Genomic DNA, 19,965 nt, shown 5'->3' with positions numbered 1-19,965 from the left:
CAAAATTATGCAGCCCCACAGGGCTGCGGCAAATCCGGGTAAGATGCGCGCCTTTGCTCCCCCAGATAAGCCGACCATGCCCGCGACTGCCCGCTTCCCTGCCCTGCCCTATTTCTTCGCCTTGATCCTCGGCGTGTTTGCCCTTGTCGGCTACTGGTACGGCCTCGGCCGGCCCGTGGTGTTGCCAGACGTCGCCAGCGCCAGCCATAAGCTGCAATGTGCGTCCTACACACCGTTCGACAAAGACCAATCCCCATTCGACCAGCCGTTCAGGTTGCGCACCGAGCGCATGGACGCCGACCTGGCGCTGCTCGCTACGCGCTTTGAATGCATTCGCACCTACTCCATGACCGGCCTGGAGGCCCTGCCGGACATGGCGCGCAAGCATGGGTTGAAAGTGATGGCCGGGGCCTGGGTCAGCAGCGACCCCGTGGCGACCGAAAAAGAGATCAACGAGTTGATCGCGGCGGCCAACGCCAGCCCGGACGTGGTGACCTCGGTGATCGTCGGCAACGAAGCCCTGCTGCGCAAGGAAGTCACCGCCAAGCAACTGGTGGCGCTGATCCATCAGGTTAAAAGCCAGATCAAGCAGCCCGTCACCTATGCCGATGTCTGGGAGTTCTGGTTGCAACACCCGGAAATCGAGCCTGCGGTGGACTTCCTGACCATTCACCTGTTGCCGTATTGGGAAGATGAGCCGTCCGGCATCGACCAGGCGCTCAAGCACGTGGGCGATGTGCGCCAGACCTTCGGCCATAAATTCGCGCCCAAGGACATCGTGATCGGCGAAACCGGCTGGCCCAGCGAAGGCCGGCAGCGCGAAACCGCCGTGCCCAGCCGGGTCAATGAGGCCAGGTTCATGCGCGGCTTCGTGGCCATGGCCGAAGCCAATGGCTGGCGCTACAACCTGATCGAAGCCTTTGACCAGCCATGGAAACGTGCGAGTGAAGGGGCTGTGGGTGGTTACTGGGGGCTGTTCGATGCAGACCGTCAGGACAAAGGTATCCTCGCCGGCCCGGTGACCAATGTGCCGTACTGGCCACTGTGGCTGGGCGTCGGCGGGCTCATCCTGCTGGGCACCCTGGTGCTCGGCGGCCGTGTTCGCAGCACTCGCTCTGCGCTAATACTGCCGTTGCTAGGGGCCGTCGCAGCATGCTCCATTGGCAGTTGGGCCGAACTGACCCGCGTCACTGCGCGTTTCAACGATGAATGGCTATGGGCAGGCTTGCTGGTGGTCTTGAACCTGCTGGTGCTGGCTCATGCCGCGCTGGCCCTCAGCGCCCGGCAAGGCTGGCGTGAGCGCGGGTTCAACTGGCTGGAGCAGCGCGCCGGCTGGCTGATTGCAATCGCCGGGTTTGCCGGTGCGGTGATGATGCTGGCGCTGGTGTTTGACCCGCGCTATCGCAGCTTTCCAAGCGCAGCGCTGGTGTTACCGGCCCTGGTGTACCTGATACGCCCGGTGACCGGGCCACGTCGGGAGATTGCGTTGCTGGCCTTTATCATCGGTGCCGGCGTTGCGCCGCAGATGTACCGTGAAGGGCTGTTGAACCAGCAGGCCTGGGGTTGGGCAGTGGTCAGCGTGCTGATGGTTGCGGCTTTGTGGCGTTGCTTGCGAGTGCGCAGGGCGTAACACCGCTATCGCAGGCAAGCCAGCTCCCACAGTTGACCGTGCTCACAGATAGAAATGTGTGAACCCAATCAACTGTGGGAGCTGGCTTGCCTGCGATGAGCATAGGTATCTACACAACTTCGGCACGACGCTAAATCTGTGGCGAGGGAGCTTGCTCCCGTGACGGCCTGGCAGCCGACACAGATATAACTGATGCCCCGCGATCCAATGTGGGAGCTGGCTTGCCTGCGAAGACGGCCTGACAGTCAACACAGTTGGACCGTGCACATATCCATTCCTGCGGTAACTGCCACTTAGGGTTCCGCCCTGACGGCGGCTCACTTTCGAAAAGCGCGAAAGTAAGCAAAGCGCTCTTGCCCCACCACTCGGCACCTCGCTTAGGCTCGGTGTGCCCGTAATCCGCCAGTGATTTGGGGGGCCGCCGCCACGCGCCATCCATGGCGCGGGGCGGCTAAACCGGCATCCCTGCCGGTTTACCCCCCAAATCCCTGTCGAATTCCGGCCAGCGTGGTTTAACGGGGCGCCTAAGATCAAAAGCAGATCAAGATCAAGAGCGGCTCGCTTCGCATCGTGGTTACCGTTGAGCTAACAGAGTTATGTAGATACCTATGCTGCGATGAGGCCACATCAGGCGCCGCGAGGCTTCCTGACCAACCGCAACCCCGCAATCACCACCGCAAACACCGCAAACGTCGTGTTGTACAGCGCCAGCGCCGGCAACCCGAACACCAACCCCACCACTGCCAACGCCCACCCCGCACGCCCCGGTACAAAAAAGCCCAGCACCGAAGTGATCAACGCCGCCCACCCCAGCAGCTTGAAATGAATCATCAAACCCATGTTCGAACGCACCTGGCATTCCCAGCGGCTGGCCTCATCAGCGCAGATGCCAACCCATTGCCCATCCTCCATGAAGCCATAGCGTGCGGCATAACTGGCGGCCAGCCATAACGGCAGGGCAATAAGCAGCAGGATCAACGGCAAACGACGGGACATGGGGCACTCCGATAGGCAAAAACGGCGCCCAGCTTAATCCCACGGCGGCCGTTAGCAAGGTGTTCGCGCAGATATCTGTTCAACAATGCATGGCAAAGTGTATCGTTTCGCTACTATTACCCCGATTCCGACATTTAATTCCGACTTTTCGTGCCGAGTGTTGGCACTTCGGTGACAAGGCGGTGGTCATAGCCTGCGAACTTCATTCAGCCCGTTCCTCTTAGGGATTAAGTCATGCTCCGTTCCTTGCGCTGTGCTGCCTTGCTGGGCAGCCTATTTTTGAGTGCGTCAGCACTGGCCGTCGATATCGACCAAGCCAGCTATGGCTACCCTTTGACCAACCCGTTCGAAGCGACCATCGCCACCACACCTCCCGATCTGCGGCCAACCCTGCCGAACGACGACGAAATCAACCAATCCGATTACACCCTGAATATGCGCCCCGAGCGCGAGTTCAGCCTGCCGGACAATTTCTGGGCGGTGAAGAAACTCACCTACCGCATTGCCAAGCAGGACCGTGCTGCGCCTTTGATCTTCCTGATCGCCGGCACCGGCGCACGCTTTGACAGCAGCATCAACGAATACCTGAAAAAGCTGTACTACCAGGCCGGCTACCATGTGGTGCAGCTCTCCTCGCCAACCAGCTTCGACTTCATCAGCGCCGCTTCGCGCTTCGCCACCCCGGGTATCACCCAGGAAGATGCCGAAGACATGTACCGCGTGATGCAAGCTGTGCGTGCACAAAATGCCTCGTTGCCAGTGACCGACTTCTACCTCACCGGCTACAGCCTGGGCGCCCTGGATGCGGCGTTTGTCAGCAAGCTGGATGAGACCCGCCGCAGCTTCAACTTCAAGAAAGTGCTGCTGCTCAACCCGCCGGTCAACCTCTACACCTCGATCACCAACCTCGACAAGCTGGTACAGACCGAGGTCAAGGGCATCAACAACAGCACCACCTTCTATGAGTTGGTACTGAGCAAACTGACGCGTTACTTCCAGCAAAAAGGCTACATCGACCTCAACGATGCCTTGCTCTATGACTTCCAGCAGTCCAAGCAGCACCTGAGCAATGAACAGATGGCCATGCTGATCGGCACCTCGTTCCGCTTCTCGGCCGCTGACATTGCGTTCACTTCGGACTTGATCAACCGCCGTGGCCTGATCATTCCGCCCAAGTACCCGATCACTGAAGGCACCAGCCTCACGCCGTTCCTCAAGCGTGCCCTGCAGTGTGACTTCGACTGCTACCTCACCGAACAAGTGATCCCGATGTGGCGCGCTCGTTCCGATGGCGGCAGCCTGCTGCAACTGATCGATCAGGTCAGCTTGTACGCCCTCAAGGACTACCTGCGCGACAGCCCGAAAATCGCCGTGATGCATAACGCCGACGATGTGATCCTCGGCCCTGGCGACCTGGGTTTCCTGCGTAAAACCTTCGGCGATCGCTTGACCGTCTACCCGCTGGGCGGCCACTGCGGCAACCTCAATTACCGCGTCAACGCCGACGCCATGCTGGAGTTCTTCCGTGGCTAAATATCTTCTGCTGCTCGCCGCACTGATGTGCGCAGGCGTGGCCAATGCCGACAACAGCAAGGCCCAAGAACCCGTCAAGGTCGATGCGGACGGCTTCAAGGAGCCGCTGACCAAGCTCAAGTTCAACCCAGGCTTGGACCAGCGTGAGTTCGAACGTTCCACGCTCACCGCGCTCAACGTCTACGACCCACTGGAGTCGTGGAACCGTCGCGTGTACCACTTCAACTATCGCTTCGACCAGTGGGTGTTCCTGCCGGTGGTGAACGGTTACCGCTACGTCACGCCGAGCTTCCTGCGCACCGGCGTGAGCAACTTCTTCAACAATTTGGGCGATGTGCCCAACCTGATGAACAGCTTGTTGCAACTCAAGGGCCACCGCTCCCTGGAAACCACCGGGCGCCTGCTGGTCAACACCACCATTGGCATCGCCGGCCTGTGGGACCCGGCCACCGCCATGGGCCTGCCGCGCCAGAGCGAAGACTTCGGCCAGACCCTGGGCTTCTACGGTGTACCGGGTGGCGCCTACCTGATGCTGCCGATCTTCGGCCCGTCGAACCTGCGTGACACCGGCGGCCTGCTGGTGGACTACAGCGCCGAATCGCAGATCAACTTCCTCAACGTATCCGAAGTCAGCTCCAACCATCCGGAAGTCTGGGCCCTGCGCGCCGTCGACAAGCGCTACCAGACCAGCTTCCGCTACGGCCAGATGAACTCGCCGTTCGAGTATGAGAAGGTGCGGTATATCTACACCGAATCGCGCAAGTTGCAGATCGCCGAGTAAACAGCAGCGATAAAAAAAGGCCATTCGATTGAATGGCCTTTTTTATGCATGCGGTTTCACCCTCGCAGCGCTTTCCAGCCCTTGCCCACCACGCTGACCACTGCCAGAACAACGGCGCCGGCGATGATCCCCGCCACCGCATTGAGCAGCGTTGGCATCAGCCACGCCAACGCGCCGGTGCTCTGGCTCACGGTTTCGACCCAATGATGCACCACGGGCACGCCATGGGTGAGGATGCCGCCACCGACCATGAACATCGCCGCCGTGCCAATCACCGACAAGCTCTTCATCATGTAGGGGGCCGCACTCAGAATCGCGCCGCCAATACTGCGCGCCACCTGGCCCGGCTTCTGCGTCAGCCACAGCCCCAGGTCGTCGAGCTTGACGATACCGGCCACCAATCCATATACGCCGATGGTCATGACAATGGCGATACCCGACAGCACGATCACCTGCTGCGTGAGCTGCGCGTCGGCGACGATGCCGAGGGTGATGGCAATGATTTCGGCGGAAAGAATAAAGTCGGTACGGATCGCGCCCTTGATCTTGTCTTTCTCGAACGCCACCAGATCGGTTGCCGGGTCGGCCACAGCTTCAGCCAACTGTGCGTGTTCGGCTTGATCTTCAGCCTTGCTGTGCAGGAATTTGTGCGCGAGCTTTTCGAAGCCCTCGAAACACAGGTAGGCGCCGCCGAGCATCAACAGCGGTATCACCGCCCAGGGTGCAAAGGCGCTGATCAACAGGGCCGTCGGCACCAGGATCAGCTTGTTGATAAACGAGCCCTTGGCCACCGCCCACACCACCGGGATTTCTCGCTCGGCGCGCACGCCGGAGACCTGCTGGGCGTTCAGTGCAAGGTCATCGCCCAGCACGCCCGATGTCTTCTTGGCGGCCATTTTTGTCATCAGCGCGACGTCATCGAGTACCGCCGCGATATCGTCAATCAACACCAACAAGCTGCTTCCTGCCATGAACCGGACTTCCGTTAGAGAGAGATGGCGCGAGCATAGCGCGGCGCAAGGCGTTGCGGGCAGATTGTTGAGGCTTGCAGATGGCCGGTGCTACCATGCGCAACCGCCTGTCATGGCAAGGAAACGTCTGGTTTATGAGCAGCATTCGCGAGCGCAACAAAGAAAAAATCCTGCGGGCGGCGAGCGAGGAGTTTGCCGACAAGGGCTTCGCCGCGACCAAAACCAGCGACATCGCCGCCAAGGCCGGGCTGCCCAAGCCCAACGTCTATTACTACTTCAAGTCCAAGGACAACCTTTACCGCGAAGTGCTCGAAAGCATTATCGAGCCGATCCTGGCCGCCTCCACGCCGTTCAACCCCGAAGGCGAGCCCAAGGAAGTATTGAGCAACTACATCCGCTCCAAAATCCGCATCTCCCGCGACCTGCCGTTCGCTTCCAAGGTGTTCGCCAGCGAAATCATGCACGGCGCCCCACACCTGAGCGCCGACCAGGTTGAGCAGCTCAACGCTCAGGCCAAGCACAATATCGACTGCATTCAGAGCTGGGTTGACCGTGGCCTGATCGCAGCGATCGACCCCAACCACCTGATGTTCAGCATCTGGGCGGCGACCCAGACCTATGCCGATTTCGACTGGCAGATCTCAGCGGTGACTGGCAAGGCCAAGCTGGATGAGGCCGATTATGAGGCGGCGGCGCAGACGATTATTCGGTTGGTGCTCAAGGGGTGTGAGCCGGATTGATAGACCGCGGCGAGGCTATCGCAGGCAAGCCAGCTTCCACCCGGATTTGCGCCGGACACAAAATGTAAAATGGTCACAATCCCCTGTGGGAGCGGGCTTGCCCGCGATAGCGCCCATCCAGACACATCCTGCTAAAAGCCCGCCGATCAGCCTTCGCCCCTCAGTCTAGCCTCTCAGAACACCACCTGAAGAGAGGCCACGGAATGCCTGATTTACCTGCTTCAAAACGCCTGCGCATCGGCCGCTATAACGAGTCCAACCGCATTTACCTGCTCACCACCAACACCCTTGAACGCGAGCCCATCTTCAGCGACTTCAGACTCGGCCGCCTGGTCGTACAACAATTCAGGATCGCCCAATATAAAGGGCTCGCAACATCATTGGCCTGGGTGGTAATGCCTGATCATTTCCATTGGCTTGTTTCTCTGGAGAAAGGTTCACTTGCCGACTTGATGCGACAAGTTAAATCCAAGAGCACCCGAGTGGTGAATGCGGTGGCTGGTCGCCAAGGTCGCCTCTGGCAACCGGGCTTTCATGACCATGCCGTGCGTCGAGAGGAAAGCCTTGAGGGGATTGCACGTTACATCGTAGCCAATCCACTCAGGGCCGGGCTGGTAAAGAAGCTTGGTGACTATCCGCTGTGGGATGCCATTTGGGTTTGACTGGAGACCGAGTCGACTGCATCGCAGGCAAGCCAGCTCCCACACTGATTGCACTCACACAGTTGAATTTGTGAACACCGCCAATGTGGGAGCTGGCTTGCCTGCGATAGCTTACTCACAGTCAGAACGATTCAAGCCGACGCCCCCGCATCCGCCATCAACCCCACTCCTTCTATCGCCGTGATCGCACACTGCTCGTCAATATCGGACGTATCCCCGCTGATCCCGATCGCGCCCAGCACCATGCCGCTCTGATCCCGAATCAACACCCCACCCGGCGCCGGCACGACGCTGCCCTGCCCCAGGCTGTTCAACGCCGCGATAAACGCCGGGCGCTGTTGGGCGTCCAGTGCCAGCAAACGTGAACCCTTGCCCAGGGCAATGGCGCCCCAGGCCTTGCCGATGGCGATTTGCGGGCGTAGCAGGCTGGCGCCGTCTTCGCGTTGCAGGGTGACCAGGTGGCCGCCGCTGTCGAGCACGGCGATGGTCAGTGGCGCAGCCGAAATGGTGCGGCCTGCAGTAAGGGCCTGGGTGGCCAGTTGAGTGGCGAGTTTCAAGGTTAAAGCGCTCATGGGTGCCGTCCTTATCTTGTTATGGGTAATGCGGTGAGGTCTGTTTGATCAGATGCTCGATCACACAAATAGAACACAATGATGTTTATTTTTGTATACAATATTTTTCAACAAAAGCTCCACACGTCGAAAAAAGCGCTTCCGACGAACGCAAAGGTCAGTTTACGAAAGGCATTGACCAACGCCGCTCGCCGTGAATACACTTTGGATAGACACCACTTGTATACAATTACAAAACGCAAGAGGCACCAAAACCATGAGCAAAATGAGAGCAATCGAAGCCGCCGTCCTGGTGATGCGCCGTGAAGGTGTGGATACCGCCTTCGGTATCCCAGGCGCCGCGATCAACCCGCTGTATTCGGCCTTGCAGAAGGTGGGTGGCATCGATCACGTCCTTGCTCGCCACGTTGAAGGCGCCTCGCACATGGCCGAGGGCTACACCCGTACCAAGGCCGGCAACATCGGCGTGTGCATCGGCACGTCGGGCCCGGCGGGTACCGATATGGTCACCGGCCTGTACAGCGCCTCGGCCGACTCGATCCCGATCCTGTGCATTACCGGCCAAGCCCCCCGCGCCCGGATGCACAAGGAAGACTTCCAGGCCGTTGACATCACCAGCATCGTCAAGCCAGTGACCAAGTGGGCAACCACGGTGCTGGAGCCCGGCCAAGTGCCTTACGCGTTCCAGAAAGCCTTCTATGAAATGCGCTCCGGCCGCCCTGGCCCGGTGTTGATCGACCTGCCGTTCGACGTACAGATGGCCGAGATCGAATTCGACATCGACGCCTACCAGCCGCTGCCTCTGGCCAAGCCGCTGGCGACCCGTGTGCAAGTGGAAAAAGCCCTGGCTCTGCTCGACGCAGCCGAACGCCCATTGCTGGTGAGCGGTGGCGGCGTGATCAACGCCGACGCCAGCGAGTTGCTGGTGGAGTTCGCTGAGCTGACCGGCATCCCGGTGATCCCGACCCTGATGGGCTGGGGCACTATCCCGGACGACCATCCGCTGATGGTGGGCATGGTCGGCCTGCAAACCTCGCACCGCTACGGCAACGCGACGATGCTCAAGTCGGACGTGGTACTGGGCATCGGCAACCGCTGGGCCAACCGTCACACCGGTTCGGTAGAGGTGTACACCGAAGGCCGTAAATTCATTCACGTCGACATCGAGCCGACTCAGATTGGCCGCGTGTTCACGCCGGACCTGGGCATCGTTTCCGACGCCGGCTCCGCGCTGACGATGTTCATTGAAGTGGCCCGCGAGTGGAAAGCCGCCGGCAAGCTCAAGGATCGCAGTGCCTGGTTGCATGACTGCCAACAACGCAAGGCCACCCTGCACCGCAAGACTCACTTCGACAACGTGCCGGTCAAGCCGCAACGCGTTTACGAAGAGATGAACCAGGTGTTCGGCAAAGACACCTGCTACGTCAGCACCATCGGCCTGTCGCAGATTGCCGGCGCGCAATTCTTGCATGTATACAAGCCCCGCCACTGGATCAACTGCGGCCAGGCTGGCCCACTGGGCTGGACCATTCCCGCGGCGCTGGGCGTGGTCAAGGCCGACCCGAGCCGCAAAGTGGTGGCCTTGTCGGGCGACTATGACTTCCAGTTCATGATCGAAGAACTGGCGGTGGGCGCACAGTTCAAGCTGCCGTACATCCATGTGGTAGTGAACAACTCTTACCTGGGCCTGATCCGCCAGGCCCAGCGTGGGTTCGAGATGGACTACTGCGTGCAGCTGTCCTTCGACAACCTCAACGCCCCCGAACTCAACGGCTATGGCGTCGACCATGTGGCCGTTGCCGAGGGCCTGGGTTGCAAGGCCCTGCGTGTGTTCGAGCCAGGCCAGATCCAACCGGCCTTGCGCCGCGCCCAAGAGATGATCGAAGAATTCAAGGTGCCGGTGATCGTTGAGATTATTCTGGAGCGGGTGACCAATATTTCCATGGGCACCGAGATCAACGCCGTCAATGAATTCGAAGACCTGGCCCTGGTCGGCAACGACGCGCCGACTGCCATTTCCCTGCTCGATTAAGGAGAACCCTATGCCGCGCTTTGCTGCCAACCTGTCCATGCTGTTTACCGAACAGGATTTCCTTGCCCGCTTCAAAGCGGCTGCCGATGCCGGCTTCCAGGGCGTGGAGTACCTGTTCCCGTATGAATTCAGCTCTGCCGACATCAAGGCGCAGTTGGACGCCAACGGCCTGACCCAGGTGTTGTTCAACCTGCCTGCCGGTGACTGGGCCAAGGGCGAGCGCGGCCTGGCTTGCCACCCGGACCGGGTCGAGGAGTTCCGTGCCGGGGTCAAACTGGCAATCGCCTATGCTCAGGTCTTGGGCAACACCCAGGTCAACTGCCTGGCGGGTATCCGGCCCCAGGGCGTTGATGACGAGACCGTGGAAAAGACCTTTGTCGCCAACCTCAAGTACGCCGCCGAGAAGCTGCAGGCGGCGGGTATCAAGCTGGTGATGGAGATGATCAACACCCGCGACATTCCCGGCTTCTACCTCAACAACACGGCGCAGGCCCTGTCGATTCGCGAGCAAGTGGGCAGCGCCAATCTGTTCCTGCAATACGACATCTACCACATGCAAATCATGGAAGGCGACCTGGCGCGGACCATGGCGGCGCACCTGGGCGAGATCAACCACATTCAACTGGCGGATAACCCTGGGCGCAACGAACCAGGTACCGGTGAGATCAACTACCGCTTCCTGTTCGAGCATCTGGACCGCATTGGTTACGCGGGTTGGGTCGGCTGTGAATACAAGCCGTTGACCACTACCGAGGCGGGCTTGGGTTGGCTCAAAACCCACAACGCCATCTGACAACTGACACAACACAAAACAATGTGGGAGCTGGCTTGCCTGCGATGCGGACACCCCGGTGTATCAGGCATACGGGGGTGATGCCATCGCAGGCAAGCCAGCTCCCACATGAAAAGAGGATTTTGATCATGGCTAAAATCGGATTTATCGGCACCGGCATCATGGGCCAACCCATGGCCGCCAACCTGCAGAAAGCAGGCCATCAACTGTTTCTCTCCGAACATCACGGCAAGGCTCCAGCTGAACTGATCAGCGCCGGCGCCGTGGCGCTGGCCAACCCGCAACAAGTGGCCCAGGAAGCCGAGTTCATCATTGTCATGGTGCCCGACACCCCTCAAGTCGATGACGTGCTGTTTCGCACCGACGGCGTGGCTGCTGGCCTGTCGCCGAACAAGGTGGTGATCGACATGAGCTCGATCTCCCCTACTGCCACCAAAGCATTCGCCGCCAAGGTCAACCAGGCCGGCGCACAGTACCTGGACGCCCCGGTGTCCGGTGGTGAAGTCGGTGCCAAGGCCGGCACCTTGAGCATTATGGTCGGTGGCGAACCGCAGACGTTCGAACGCGCGCTGCCGCTGTTCCAGAGCATGGGCAAAAACATCACCCTGGTAGGCGGCAATGGCGATGGCCAGACCGCCAAGGTGGCCAACCAGATCATCGTTGCCCTGAACATCCAGGCGGTGGCCGAAGCGTTGTTGTTCGCCTCCAAAAACGGCGCCGACCCGGCCAAGGTGCGGGAAGCGCTGATGGGTGGCTTTGCATCGTCCAAGATCCTGGAAGTGCACGGCGAGCGCATGATCAAGGGCACCTTTGACCCGGGTTTCCGCATCAACCTGCACCAGAAGGACCTGAACCTGGCCCTGGCCGGCGCCAAGGAACTGGGGATCAACCTGCCGAACACCGCCGGCACCCAGCAAGTGTTCAGCACCTGCACGGCACTTGGCGGCGGCAACTGGGACCACTCGGCGCTGATCAAGGGCCTGGAGCATATGGCGAACTTCTCGATTCGCGATAAATAACCCAGCTTGAAATGCACTCCAGTGTGGGAGCTGGCTTGCCTGCTCCCACCTTTGAATGCGCTGCACCTCTAATAACAAGAATCCCCCGGGAGCCCGCTTATGTCGGTCGATCCGCAACACCTGCTTCGCGAGCTGTTTGCCACAGCCATCGATGCCGCCCACCCCCGGCAAGTCCTTGAACCCTACCTGCCTGCCGACCGCAGTGGCCGTGTGATCGTGATCGGCGCCGGTAAAGCCGCGGCCGCTATGGCATTGGTCGTCGAAGATTGTTGGCAGGGCGAAGTCTCGGGGCTGGTGGTCACCCGCTATGGCCATGGCGCGCCATGCAAAAAAATCGAAGTGGTCGAAGCCGCCCACCCGGTTCCGGATGCGGCCGGCCTGGCCGTGGCCCAGCGCGTGCTGGAACTGATCAGCCATCTGGGTGAAGACGACCGTGTGATCTTCCTGCTCTCCGGCGGTGGCTCGGCATTACTCGCCCTGCCCGCCGAGGGCATCACCCTGGCGGACAAACAAGCCATCAACAAAGCCCTGCTTAAATCCGGCGCCACCATTGGCGAGATGAATTGCGTGCGCAAGCACCTCTCGGCCATCAAGGGCGGGCGCTTGGCCAAGGCCGCGTGGCCAGCCACGGTGTACACCTACGCGATCTCCGATGTACCGGGCGACCAGGCCACGGTGATCGCCTCGGGCCCGACGGTCGGCGACCCGAGCACCTCGCAACAGGCCCTGGCGATCCTCAAGCGTTACCACATCGACGCCCCCGCTTCGGTGCGCAGTTGGTTGCAGAACCCGGCCTCGGAAACCGTCAAGCCCGGCGACCCGGTGCTTGCCCGCAGCCACTTCCAATTGATCGCCCGCCCGCAGCAATCCCTGGAAGCGGTGGCGGTCAAAGTGCGCCAGGCCGGTTTCAGCCCGTTGATCCTCGGTGACCTGGAAGGCGAAGCCCGCGATGTGGCCAAGGTACACGCCGGCATCGCCCGGCAGATCGTGCAGCACGGCCAGCCACTGGCGGCGCCTTGCGTGATTCTGTCGGGGGGCGAAACCACCGTCACTGTACGCGGCGACGGCCGTGGCGGGCGCAATGCGGAATTCCTCTTGAGCCTCACCGACAGCCTCAAGGGCCTGCCCGGCGTGTACGCCCTGGCCGGCGATACCGATGGCATCGACGGTTCAGAAGACAACGCCGGCGCGATCATGAGCCCCTGCAGCTACCGCCGTGCCGAAGCCCTGGGCCTGTCGGCCAGTGATGAGCTGGACAACAACAACGGCTACGGCTATTTCGCCGCCCTGGGCGACTTGATCGTCACCGAGCCGACGCGCACCAACGTCAACGACTTCCGCGCCATCCTGATCCTCGAGACTGCCAACCATGACGCCTGACAAGAAGGTCAAAATCCTCGCCACCCTGGGCCCGGCCACCGACGGTATCGACGACATCCGCGAGCTGGTGGAGGCCGGGGTGAATATCTTCCGCCTCAACTTCAGCCACGGCGACCACGCCGACCATGCCCAGCGCTACCAGTGGATTCGCCAGGTCGAGCGCCAGCTCAACTACCCGCTCGGTATCCTCATGGACCTGCAAGGGCCGAAGCTGCGGGTGGGACGCTTTGCCGAGGGCAAGGTGCAGCTCGTACGCGGCCAGGCCCTGCGCCTGGACCTGGATGAAACCTTGGGCGACCAACGCCGGGTCAACCTGCCCCACCCGGAAATCATCGCGGCCCTGGAGCCGGGCATGGACCTGCTGCTCGACGACGGCAAGCTGCGCCTGCGCGTGATCACCAAGCATGCCGACGCCATCGACACCACCGTGCTCAATGGCGGCGAACTGTCTGACCGCAAAGGTGTGAACGTCCCACAAGCGCTGTTGGAACTGAGCCCACTCACCGCCAAGGACCGCCGCGACCTGAGCTTCGGCCTGGAGCTGGGTGTGGACTGGGTGGCGCTGTCGTTTGTGCAGCGCCCGGAAGACATCCGCGAAGCCCGCGAGCTGATCGGCGATAAAGCGTTTTTGATGGCCAAGATCGAAAAGCCTTCGGCGGTGCAACGGTTGCGTGAAATCGCCGAACTGAGTGACGCGATCATGGTGGCCCGGGGTGATTTGGGCGTGGAAGTGCCGGCCGAGAGCGTGCCGCAGATCCAGAAAGACATCATCAGCACCTGCCGCCAACTGGGTAAGCCGGTGGTGGTGGCCACGCAGATGCTCGAATCCATGCGTTTCTCTCCGGCACCCACCCGCGCTGAAGTCACCGATGTCGCCAACGCGGTGGCTGAAGGTGCCGACGCGGTAATGCTGTCGGCGGAAACCGCCTCGGGCGAGTACCCGCTGGAAGCGGTGCAGATGATGAGCAAGATCATCCGCCAGGTCGAAAACGGCCCGGACTACCAGGCACAGCTGGATGTCAGCCGGCCCAAGGCAGATGCCACGGTGTCGGACGCCATCAGCTGCGCGATCCGCCGCATCAGCAGCATCCTGCCGGTGGCGGTGCTGGTGAACTACAGCGAGTCCGGCAGTTCCAGCTTGCGCGCCGCGCGGGAGCGGCCCGTGGCGCCGATCCTCAACCTCACACCCAACCTGTCCACGGCGCGACGCCTGAGCGTGGCGTGGGGCGTGCACTCGGTGGTCAATGATCGGCTGCGCCAGGTGGATGAGGTGTGTTCCACCGCACTGGAAATTGCCCAGGCCCAGGGCATGGCGCAGCGTGGCGATACCTTGGTGATTACCGCAGGGGTGCCGTTCGGGCAGCCGGGGTCCACCAATTCGCTGCGTATAGAGACGCTGATTTAGCGCCTGTCAGGGCCTCATCGCGGGCAAGCCCGGCTCCCACCTTTGATCGAGTTTGCATGTCGAACATCAATCAAATGTGGGAGCTGGCTTGCCTGCGATGAGGGCAACTCGGTCTTATTGACTCAACCCAAATGCACAACCCAACCTGCCCCGACTGGGCCGAAGCCCTGCTCAACGGCTTCAGCCAAATCTTCCTGCAGCGCCACCCGCTGTGCGGCCTGCTGTGCCTGCTGGCGATCCTGATCGGTGCCCCGGCCTTGCTTGGCGGTGCCTTGCTGGGGGGCGTCGCAGGGTTGCTCACGGCCCAGCGCCGGGGGTATCCCAAGGCCGAGCGCCAGGCCGGGCTGTATAGCTACAACGGCGTATTGCTGGGCCTGTTGATCAGCCAGCACTTTGCCTGGTCGGCGCTGGTGCCGCCGCTGATCCTGGCGTGCGGCGGCTTGAGTGCCATCCTCACTCGGCACTGGTTGAAACACGCGACCCAACCCCTGGATTTACCAGCGTACACCGCCCCCTTTGTTGGCCTGGGCTGGTTGCTGCTCGGCCAGGCCCCGGAGAACACCCTTGCGCTGAGCGAGCCCGACACTGTCGCTGTACTGGCCGCACCCTTCACCGGCCTCGGGCAAATCATGCTGTTGGACCAGCCCCTGGCGGGTGTGCTGATCGCCCTGGGCTTGCTGCTGGCCGACCGTCGCGCCGTCGCGTGGGCCTTGGGCGGCGCCACTCTCGGCATGCTGGCCGGCCTGTGGTTGAACGACCCCACTGGCGCCCTGCTCGGCCTGCACAGCTATAACCCCGCGCTGGCCGCACTGGCCCTGTGCTCGTCGCGTCGCCAGCCTTGGTTGCCACTGCTGGGTATCGGCCTGGCCATCCTGCTCACCCCTGGCTTTGGCGGCCTGCACCTGCCCGCGCTGACCGCGCCATTTATCCTCGCGTGCTGGCTGGTGCGCGCCGGTCAGCGAATGCTGCACAAGCCTCACATGGACAGCCCGTTCGAATCGCCCTAGGCTTGCTCGATATTCGTTTCAGGCAGGGTTTATGGACAGCAACAACGACTGGCGCCAGCGCCTCTACATCATGGTGTTCCAAAGCGACACCGTCGCCGGGCGGCGCTTTGACGGCATCCTGCTGCTGATCATCCTCGCCAGCCTGGTGATCGTGATGCTCGACAGCATCGACACAATCCATCAGAACTACGCCGACGTGCTGGCCTATATCGAGTGGGGCTTCACGCTGATCTTCGCCATCGAGTACGGCCTGCGCCTGTATTGCTCGCCCAAGCCGCTGCGCTATGCCTTCAGTTTTTATGGCTTGGTGGACCTGCTCGCCATCGTCCCCGGCATCCTCGCGCTGTACTACAGCGACGCCCAGTATCTGCTGATCATCCGCATCATCCGGATGCTGCGCATCTTCCGCGTGCTCAAGCTCAGCCCGTATCTCAAGCAGGCCAACTACCTGATGGCGGCGCTGCGCGGCAGCAAGCAGAAAATCGTGGTGTTCCTGGTCAGCGTGTGCACCCTGGTGACGGTGTTCGGCACCTTGATGTACGTGATCGAAGGCCCGGAACATGGCTTTACCAGTATTCCCAAGGGCATCTACTGGGCGATCGTCACCCTGACCACCGTGGGCTTCGGCGATATCGTGCCCAAGACGCCCCTGGGCCAGGTGATTTCATCGCTGGTGATGATCACCGGTTACTCGATCATCGCCGTGCCGACGGGTATTTTTACCGCTGAACTGGCCAGTGCCATGCGCGGCGAACAGCTGCATACCGACTGCCCAGTGTGCAAGAAGGACAGCCATGAACCCAACGCCGCGTTTTGCGCGCGCTGTGGCAGCAATCTGTTTCGCAAACTGGAATAAGCAAAGTTCGTTTTAATCTTTAAAGCTCTATGCAGGCCCGGCTATAGTCGCTGGCAAATTGCCTCCCCTCTTCTCGAACAACAAGGAATGAGCAGTGAAAAAAATCCTCAGCGCCTCTCTACTGGCCGCCGGCCTGGCCTTGGCGGGCTCCGCCCAGGCAGCGACCACCCTGCTCAACGTCTCCTACGACGTGATGCGCGACTTCTACAAGGACTACAACGCCGCTTTCCAGAAGCACTGGGCAGCCGAGCATCCGGACGACAAGCTGACGTTGCAGATGTCCTTCGGCGGCTCCAGCAAACAGGCGCGGTCGGTGATCGACGGCCTGCCCGCCGACGTGATCACGATGAACATGGCTACCGATATCAATGCCCTGGTCGACAACGGCAAGCTGGTGCCGGACAACTGGGTGACACGCCTGCCGAACAACAGTGCGCCATTCACCTCAGCCACGGTGTTTATTGTGCGCAAAGGTAACCCCAAGGCCCTGAAGGACTGGCCCGACCTGCTCAAGGACGGCGTGCAGGTAATCGTGCCCAACCCTAAGACCTCGGGTAACGGCCGCTACACCTATCTGTCGGCCTGGGGTTACGTGCTGAAGAACGGCGGCGATGAAGAAAAGGCCAAGACCTTCGTTGGCAAGTTGTTCAAGCAAGCGCCAGTGCTGGACACCGGTGGCCGCGCCGCCACCACCACCTTCATGACCAACCAGATTGGCGACGTGCTGGTGACCTTTGAAAACGAAGCAGAAATGATCGCCCGCGAGTTTGGCCGTGATCAGTTCGAAGTGGTCTATCCAAGCGTTTCCGCCGAAGCCGAACCGCCGGTGTCGGTGGTGGATAAAGTGGTCGAGAAAAAAGGCAGCCGCGCCGTGGCCGAGGACTACCTCAAGTATCTGTGGTCGCCCGAAGGCCAGGAAATTGCGGCCAACAACTACCTGCGCCCCCGGGACCCGAAGGTGCTGGCCAAGTACACCGACCGATTCCCGAAGGTGGACTTCCTGTCGGTGGAGAAGACCTTCGGCGACTGGCGCACAGTGCAAAAGACCCATTTCAATGATGGCGGGGTGTTTGACCAGATCTACTCTGGCCAATAACCCATCTGACTGAATCAACTCGGTCAAACCTGTGGGAGCTGGCTTGCCTGCGAAAGCGCTCTATCAGTCATATTTCTGGTGACTGGTGCACCGCCATCGCAGGCAAGCCAGCTCCCACTTTTTTGCGTAGGGCAGATGTGTCTGAATGTATCATCAGCCGGCATAAGTGATATCACCACAAGCAGCCTACTCACTTGAGAGCCTTGCCTTTACTCTCTCACGCCATCGTCCTTCGCCTTTATGAGTACACCATGAACGCAACCTCTCACGCTGCAGGCACCATGACCCGGGGCATGGTCATGCTGTTCGCGTTTTGCTGCGGCGCCATCGTCGCCAACATCTACTACGCGCAACCGATCATCGAGCTGATTGCCCCAGACATTGGCCTGACGCCGGCAATGGCCAGCCTGATCGTGTCCCTCACGCAAATCGGCTATGCCCTGGGCCTGTTTTTCCTGGTGCCTCTGGGCGACCTGCTGGAAAACCGCAAGCTGATGATCGCCACCACCGTCGTGGCGATCGCCAGCCTGTTGGGTGCGGCGTTTATCGAACAGCCGAATCTGTTCTTGCTGGTGTCGCTGCTGATCGGTTTCAGTTCCGTCTCGGTGCAGATCCTGATTCCGCTGGCCGCACACCTGGCGCCGGCCGAATCCCGGGGCCGGGTGGTCGGCAGCATCATGGGCGGCCTGCTGCTGGGCATCCTGCTGGCACGGCCGGTGTCGAGCGTGGTGGCCGACCACTTCGGTTGGCGTGCGATGTTCATGGCGGCCGCCGCACTGATGGCGTTTATCAGCGTGGTGCTGATGCTGACAATCCCCAAGCGTCAGCCCGATCACAGTGCCAGCTACGGCCAGTTGCTGCGCTCCCTGGGCACCCTGTTGCGTGAGCAACCGCTGTTGCGCCAGCGGGCGTTCTACCAGGGTTGCATGTTCGCCGCCTTCAGCCTGTTCTGGACCGCCGTACCACTGGAACTGGCACGTAACCACGGCCTGAGCCAAAGCGAGATCGCACTGTTTGCCCTGGTGGGTGCCCTTGGCGCCATCGCCGCGCCCATGGCTGGTCGCCTGGCCGATGCCGGCCATACCCACCGCGCCTCGTTGCTGGCGATGCTGTTTGGCGCGCTGAGTTTCCTGCCGGCGTTGGTACACCCGCTCTACAGCGTGATCAGCCTGGCAGTCACCGGTGTGGTTCTGGACTTCTGCGTGCAGATGAATATGGTCCTCGGCCAGCGCGCCATCTACGCCCTCGATGCCAACAGCCGCAGCCGCCTGAACGCGCTGTACATGACCAGCATTTTTATCGGCGGTGCGTTCGGTTCGGCGATTGCCAGCAGCGTGTATGAACATGGCGGCTGGTTGGCCGTCATGCTGGTGGGCAGCGCATTTGCGCTGGTGGCCTTGTTGCGCTTCCTGAGCGCGTCACGTAAAGCCGCGTTGGCCACTGCCCAAGCGTCCTGACGGGGCCTTCGGCTCATAAAAACTTTTCACAACGCACAAAGGGGCGGGACTTAATCAACCATTGAGTAAGTCCCGCCCCGCGTTGCGTCAAACAATCGCGCCCCCTGCCGCCCCTGTAGAGTTTTCAACGAAGTTCAACGCTATCTTGCCGTCGCGTGCCATTTGCGACAGGTCGACCTTATCTTTCTCCGGGTTTTATCTGAGCGCTGGCATTATCCATGCACTACTGGGTCAGGTGCTCACGCTATGCCCGTGCTCCAGGCAACACAGCAAGCGTTCGACGGTATGCGCCAACGGGCCGGAATTATCCAATACGAACAACCCCGCGCCATGACCGGCAATCAATTCGGCAGTGAACCGCGCATTGCGCGCGAGGCGCTCCTCGATATCCGCCAATGACTCCCGCCCACGCGCAATCAGACGCTGGCGCAGCACCGCTTGGTCCACCGTCAGCAGCAATACCAGCAAGGTCGGATAACGCTCACGGGTTTGCGCCAGGTGCGCACGGGAACCGTTGACCAGTACGTCGTCCCCCGCGGCCAGCCAATCGTCGATTTCCCTGGGGATGCCGTAGGACAAGCCGTTAGCCTGCCAGCTCAAGGCAAATGCGCCCTCGGCCTCCATGGCCGCAAACTGCTCGGGGCTCACACCTTGCGCCGCTTCGCCCACCGCCTCCGCGGACCGAGTGATCACCCGTCGCACCATGCGGCACCCACGCTCAACCAGACGTGGGCGTGCGGCATCCAGCAGACTGTCTTTGCCCGAACCCGATGGCCCGATGAGATAGATCAACCTGCCTGCCATTAAAAACCCTCTTCGCTTGTCCCCACACCGGTGCATCCCCGGGACCACTGCGCGGCGCCTGGTTTGCAACCGGGGAGCCGCGTCGTAGTAGCCGCAGGAAAGTATACCTAGCAATCCTTCCCACGCCAGGCCAGCAATCGCCACATCACTACAGCGCACTGCGCATTCGGCGCATACACCGGGCTTTAATTGCTTGGCCCTACCGTGATCTACACAGTGCGTTTGAAAGCC

At 61.1% G+C, this 19,965-nt stretch carries 18 protein-coding genes; 14 read left to right on the top strand and 4 right to left on the bottom strand.

What is annotated here, in order from left to right; genetic code table 11:
* The first annotated feature begins 76 nt into the window (after positions 1 to 76).
* Positions 77 to 1,630, top strand: coding sequence for a glycosyl hydrolase family 17 protein (locus CLM72_RS09610; protein WP_105226285.1), 1,554 nt, complete (start codon positions 77 to 79; stop codon positions 1,628 to 1,630).
* Positions 1,631 to 2,257: 627 nt separating this feature from the next.
* Here the strand turns inward: CLM72_RS09610 and CLM72_RS09600 are convergent.
* On the bottom strand, positions 2,258 to 2,626 hold the full coding sequence (locus CLM72_RS09600) for a hypothetical protein (protein ID WP_105226283.1): 369 nt from the start codon (positions 2,624 to 2,626) through the stop codon (positions 2,258 to 2,260).
* Between the two features lie 234 nt (positions 2,627 to 2,860).
* On the opposite strand from CLM72_RS09600, the gene CLM72_RS09595 reads away from it, so the two are divergent.
* Both CLM72_RS09595 and CLM72_RS09590 read left to right on the top strand, forming a co-directional pair.
* The gene (locus tag CLM72_RS09595; RefSeq protein ID WP_105226282.1) at positions 2,861 to 4,159 is read left to right on the top strand and encodes a serine/threonine protein kinase; all 1,299 of its coding nucleotides are present in this window, start codon (positions 2,861 to 2,863) and stop codon (positions 4,157 to 4,159) included.
* Positions 4,152 to 4,940 carry a VacJ family lipoprotein gene (locus CLM72_RS09590; RefSeq protein WP_003189993.1) on the top strand — a complete coding sequence of 263 codons (789 nt, stop codon included), beginning with the start codon at positions 4,152 to 4,154 and terminating at the stop codon, positions 4,938 to 4,940. Before CLM72_RS09595 ends, CLM72_RS09590 begins: the two co-directional genes overlap by 8 nt.
* Positions 4,941 to 4,996: 56 nt before the next feature.
* Here CLM72_RS09590 and CLM72_RS09585 read toward each other — a convergent pair whose 3' ends face one another.
* Positions 4,997 to 5,911: a DUF808 domain-containing protein gene (locus tag CLM72_RS09585; protein ID WP_105226281.1), complete on the bottom strand. Its 915-nt coding sequence runs from the start codon at positions 5,909 to 5,911 to the stop codon at positions 4,997 to 4,999.
* A gap of 134 nt (positions 5,912 to 6,045) precedes the next feature.
* On the opposite strand from CLM72_RS09585, the gene CLM72_RS09580 reads away from it, so the two are divergent.
* Positions 6,046 to 6,651: a TetR/AcrR family transcriptional regulator gene (locus tag CLM72_RS09580; RefSeq protein WP_032897537.1), complete on the top strand. Its 606-nt coding sequence runs from the start codon at positions 6,046 to 6,048 to the stop codon at positions 6,649 to 6,651.
* A 203-nt stretch (positions 6,652 to 6,854) separates the two neighbouring features.
* Complete coding sequence (locus CLM72_RS09575) at positions 6,855 to 7,313, top strand: transposase (protein ID WP_105226280.1); 459 nt, start codon at positions 6,855 to 6,857, stop codon at positions 7,311 to 7,313.
* A 131-nt stretch (positions 7,314 to 7,444) separates the two neighbouring features.
* On the opposite strand, the gene CLM72_RS09570 is transcribed toward CLM72_RS09575, so the two are convergent.
* Positions 7,445 to 7,885 (bottom strand): heme-binding protein, encoded by a 441-nt coding sequence (locus tag CLM72_RS09570; RefSeq protein ID WP_105226279.1) that lies wholly within the window; start codon positions 7,883 to 7,885, stop codon positions 7,445 to 7,447.
* A 256-nt stretch (positions 7,886 to 8,141) separates the two neighbouring features.
* On the opposite strand from CLM72_RS09570, the gene gcl reads away from it, so the two are divergent.
* The 9 genes from gcl to CLM72_RS09525 all read left to right on the top strand — a co-directional run bounded on the left by gcl (position 8,142) and on the right by CLM72_RS09525 (position 18,930).
* Positions 8,142 to 9,917, top strand: coding sequence for a glyoxylate carboligase (gene gcl, locus CLM72_RS09565; RefSeq protein WP_003189987.1), 1,776 nt, complete (start codon positions 8,142 to 8,144; stop codon positions 9,915 to 9,917).
* Positions 9,918 to 9,927: 10 nt separating this feature from the next.
* Complete coding sequence (gene hyi / locus CLM72_RS09560; RefSeq protein ID WP_014717718.1) at positions 9,928 to 10,710, top strand: hydroxypyruvate isomerase; 783 nt, start codon at positions 9,928 to 9,930, stop codon at positions 10,708 to 10,710.
* Between the two features lie 128 nt (positions 10,711 to 10,838).
* Positions 10,839 to 11,729 carry a 2-hydroxy-3-oxopropionate reductase gene (locus CLM72_RS09555; RefSeq protein ID WP_105226278.1) on the top strand — a complete coding sequence of 297 codons (891 nt, stop codon included), beginning with the start codon at positions 10,839 to 10,841 and terminating at the stop codon, positions 11,727 to 11,729.
* A 99-nt stretch (positions 11,730 to 11,828) separates the two neighbouring features.
* A complete protein-coding gene (locus CLM72_RS09550) occupies positions 11,829 to 13,109 on the top strand; it encodes a glycerate kinase (RefSeq protein WP_105226277.1) in 1,281 nt (426 codons plus the stop codon).
* On the top strand, positions 13,099 to 14,514 hold the full coding sequence (gene pyk, locus CLM72_RS09545; protein WP_014717715.1) for a pyruvate kinase: 1,416 nt from the start codon (positions 13,099 to 13,101) through the stop codon (positions 14,512 to 14,514). Before CLM72_RS09550 ends, pyk begins: the two co-directional genes overlap by 11 nt.
* 131 nt (positions 14,515 to 14,645) lie before the next feature.
* A complete protein-coding gene (locus CLM72_RS09540) occupies positions 14,646 to 15,521 on the top strand; it encodes an urea transporter (protein WP_054898372.1) in 876 nt (291 codons plus the stop codon).
* Positions 15,522 to 15,552: 31 nt separating this feature from the next.
* A complete protein-coding gene (locus CLM72_RS09535) occupies positions 15,553 to 16,377 on the top strand; it encodes an ion transporter (protein ID WP_014717713.1) in 825 nt (274 codons plus the stop codon).
* A 94-nt stretch (positions 16,378 to 16,471) separates the two neighbouring features.
* Entirely contained in the window at positions 16,472 to 17,473 is a 1,002-nt protein-coding gene (locus CLM72_RS09530; protein ID WP_034127182.1) for a sulfate ABC transporter substrate-binding protein, read from the top strand.
* A 251-nt stretch (positions 17,474 to 17,724) separates the two neighbouring features.
* Entirely contained in the window at positions 17,725 to 18,930 is a 1,206-nt protein-coding gene (locus CLM72_RS09525) for an MFS transporter (protein WP_105226276.1), read from the top strand.
* A gap of 231 nt (positions 18,931 to 19,161) precedes the next feature.
* Here CLM72_RS09525 and phnN read toward each other — a convergent pair whose 3' ends face one another.
* On the bottom strand, positions 19,162 to 19,734 hold the full coding sequence (phnN, locus tag CLM72_RS09520) for a phosphonate metabolism protein/1,5-bisphosphokinase (PRPP-forming) PhnN (RefSeq protein WP_105226275.1): 573 nt from the start codon (positions 19,732 to 19,734) through the stop codon (positions 19,162 to 19,164).
* Positions 19,735 to 19,965 lie beyond the last annotated feature (231 nt).

This window comes from Pseudomonas sp. MYb193 (genome assembly GCF_002966775.1).
GTDB classification, from domain to species: domain Bacteria; phylum Pseudomonadota; class Gammaproteobacteria; order Pseudomonadales; family Pseudomonadaceae; genus Aquipseudomonas; species Aquipseudomonas paracarnis.
This window is presented reverse-complemented; position numbering and strand designations above follow the sequence as displayed.

Excerpts from the sequence above, each read along its gene's own strand:
- CLM72_RS09600 (WP_105226283.1), bottom strand. The coding sequence starts at position 2,626 with ATGTCCCGTCGTTTGCCGTTGATCCTGCTGCTTATTGCCCTGCCGTTA.
- hyi (WP_014717718.1), top strand. The coding sequence starts at position 9,928 with ATGCCGCGCTTTGCTGCCAACCTGTCCATGCTGTTTACCGAACAGGAT.
- CLM72_RS09610 (WP_105226285.1), top strand. The coding sequence starts at position 77 with ATGCCCGCGACTGCCCGCTTCCCTGCCCTGCCCTATTTCTTCGCCTTG.
- CLM72_RS09585 (WP_105226281.1), bottom strand. The coding sequence starts at position 5,911 with ATGGCAGGAAGCAGCTTGTTGGTGTTGATTGACGATATCGCGGCGGTA.
- CLM72_RS09570 (WP_105226279.1), bottom strand. The coding sequence starts at position 7,885 with ATGAGCGCTTTAACCTTGAAACTCGCCACTCAACTGGCCACCCAGGCC.
- CLM72_RS09535 (WP_014717713.1), top strand. The coding sequence starts at position 15,553 with ATGGACAGCAACAACGACTGGCGCCAGCGCCTCTACATCATGGTGTTC.
- gcl (WP_003189987.1), top strand. The coding sequence starts at position 8,142 with ATGAGCAAAATGAGAGCAATCGAAGCCGCCGTCCTGGTGATGCGCCGT.
- pyk (WP_014717715.1), top strand. The coding sequence starts at position 13,099 with ATGACGCCTGACAAGAAGGTCAAAATCCTCGCCACCCTGGGCCCGGCC.
- CLM72_RS09555 (WP_105226278.1), top strand. The coding sequence starts at position 10,839 with ATGGCTAAAATCGGATTTATCGGCACCGGCATCATGGGCCAACCCATG.
- CLM72_RS09540 (WP_054898372.1), top strand. The coding sequence starts at position 14,646 with ATGCACAACCCAACCTGCCCCGACTGGGCCGAAGCCCTGCTCAACGGC.
- CLM72_RS09525 (WP_105226276.1), top strand. The coding sequence starts at position 17,725 with ATGAACGCAACCTCTCACGCTGCAGGCACCATGACCCGGGGCATGGTC.
- phnN (WP_105226275.1), bottom strand. The coding sequence starts at position 19,734 with ATGGCAGGCAGGTTGATCTATCTCATCGGGCCATCGGGTTCGGGCAAA.
- CLM72_RS09595 (WP_105226282.1), top strand. The coding sequence starts at position 2,861 with ATGCTCCGTTCCTTGCGCTGTGCTGCCTTGCTGGGCAGCCTATTTTTG.
- CLM72_RS09580 (WP_032897537.1), top strand. The coding sequence starts at position 6,046 with ATGAGCAGCATTCGCGAGCGCAACAAAGAAAAAATCCTGCGGGCGGCG.
- CLM72_RS09550 (WP_105226277.1), top strand. The coding sequence starts at position 11,829 with ATGTCGGTCGATCCGCAACACCTGCTTCGCGAGCTGTTTGCCACAGCC.
- CLM72_RS09575 (WP_105226280.1), top strand. The coding sequence starts at position 6,855 with ATGCCTGATTTACCTGCTTCAAAACGCCTGCGCATCGGCCGCTATAAC.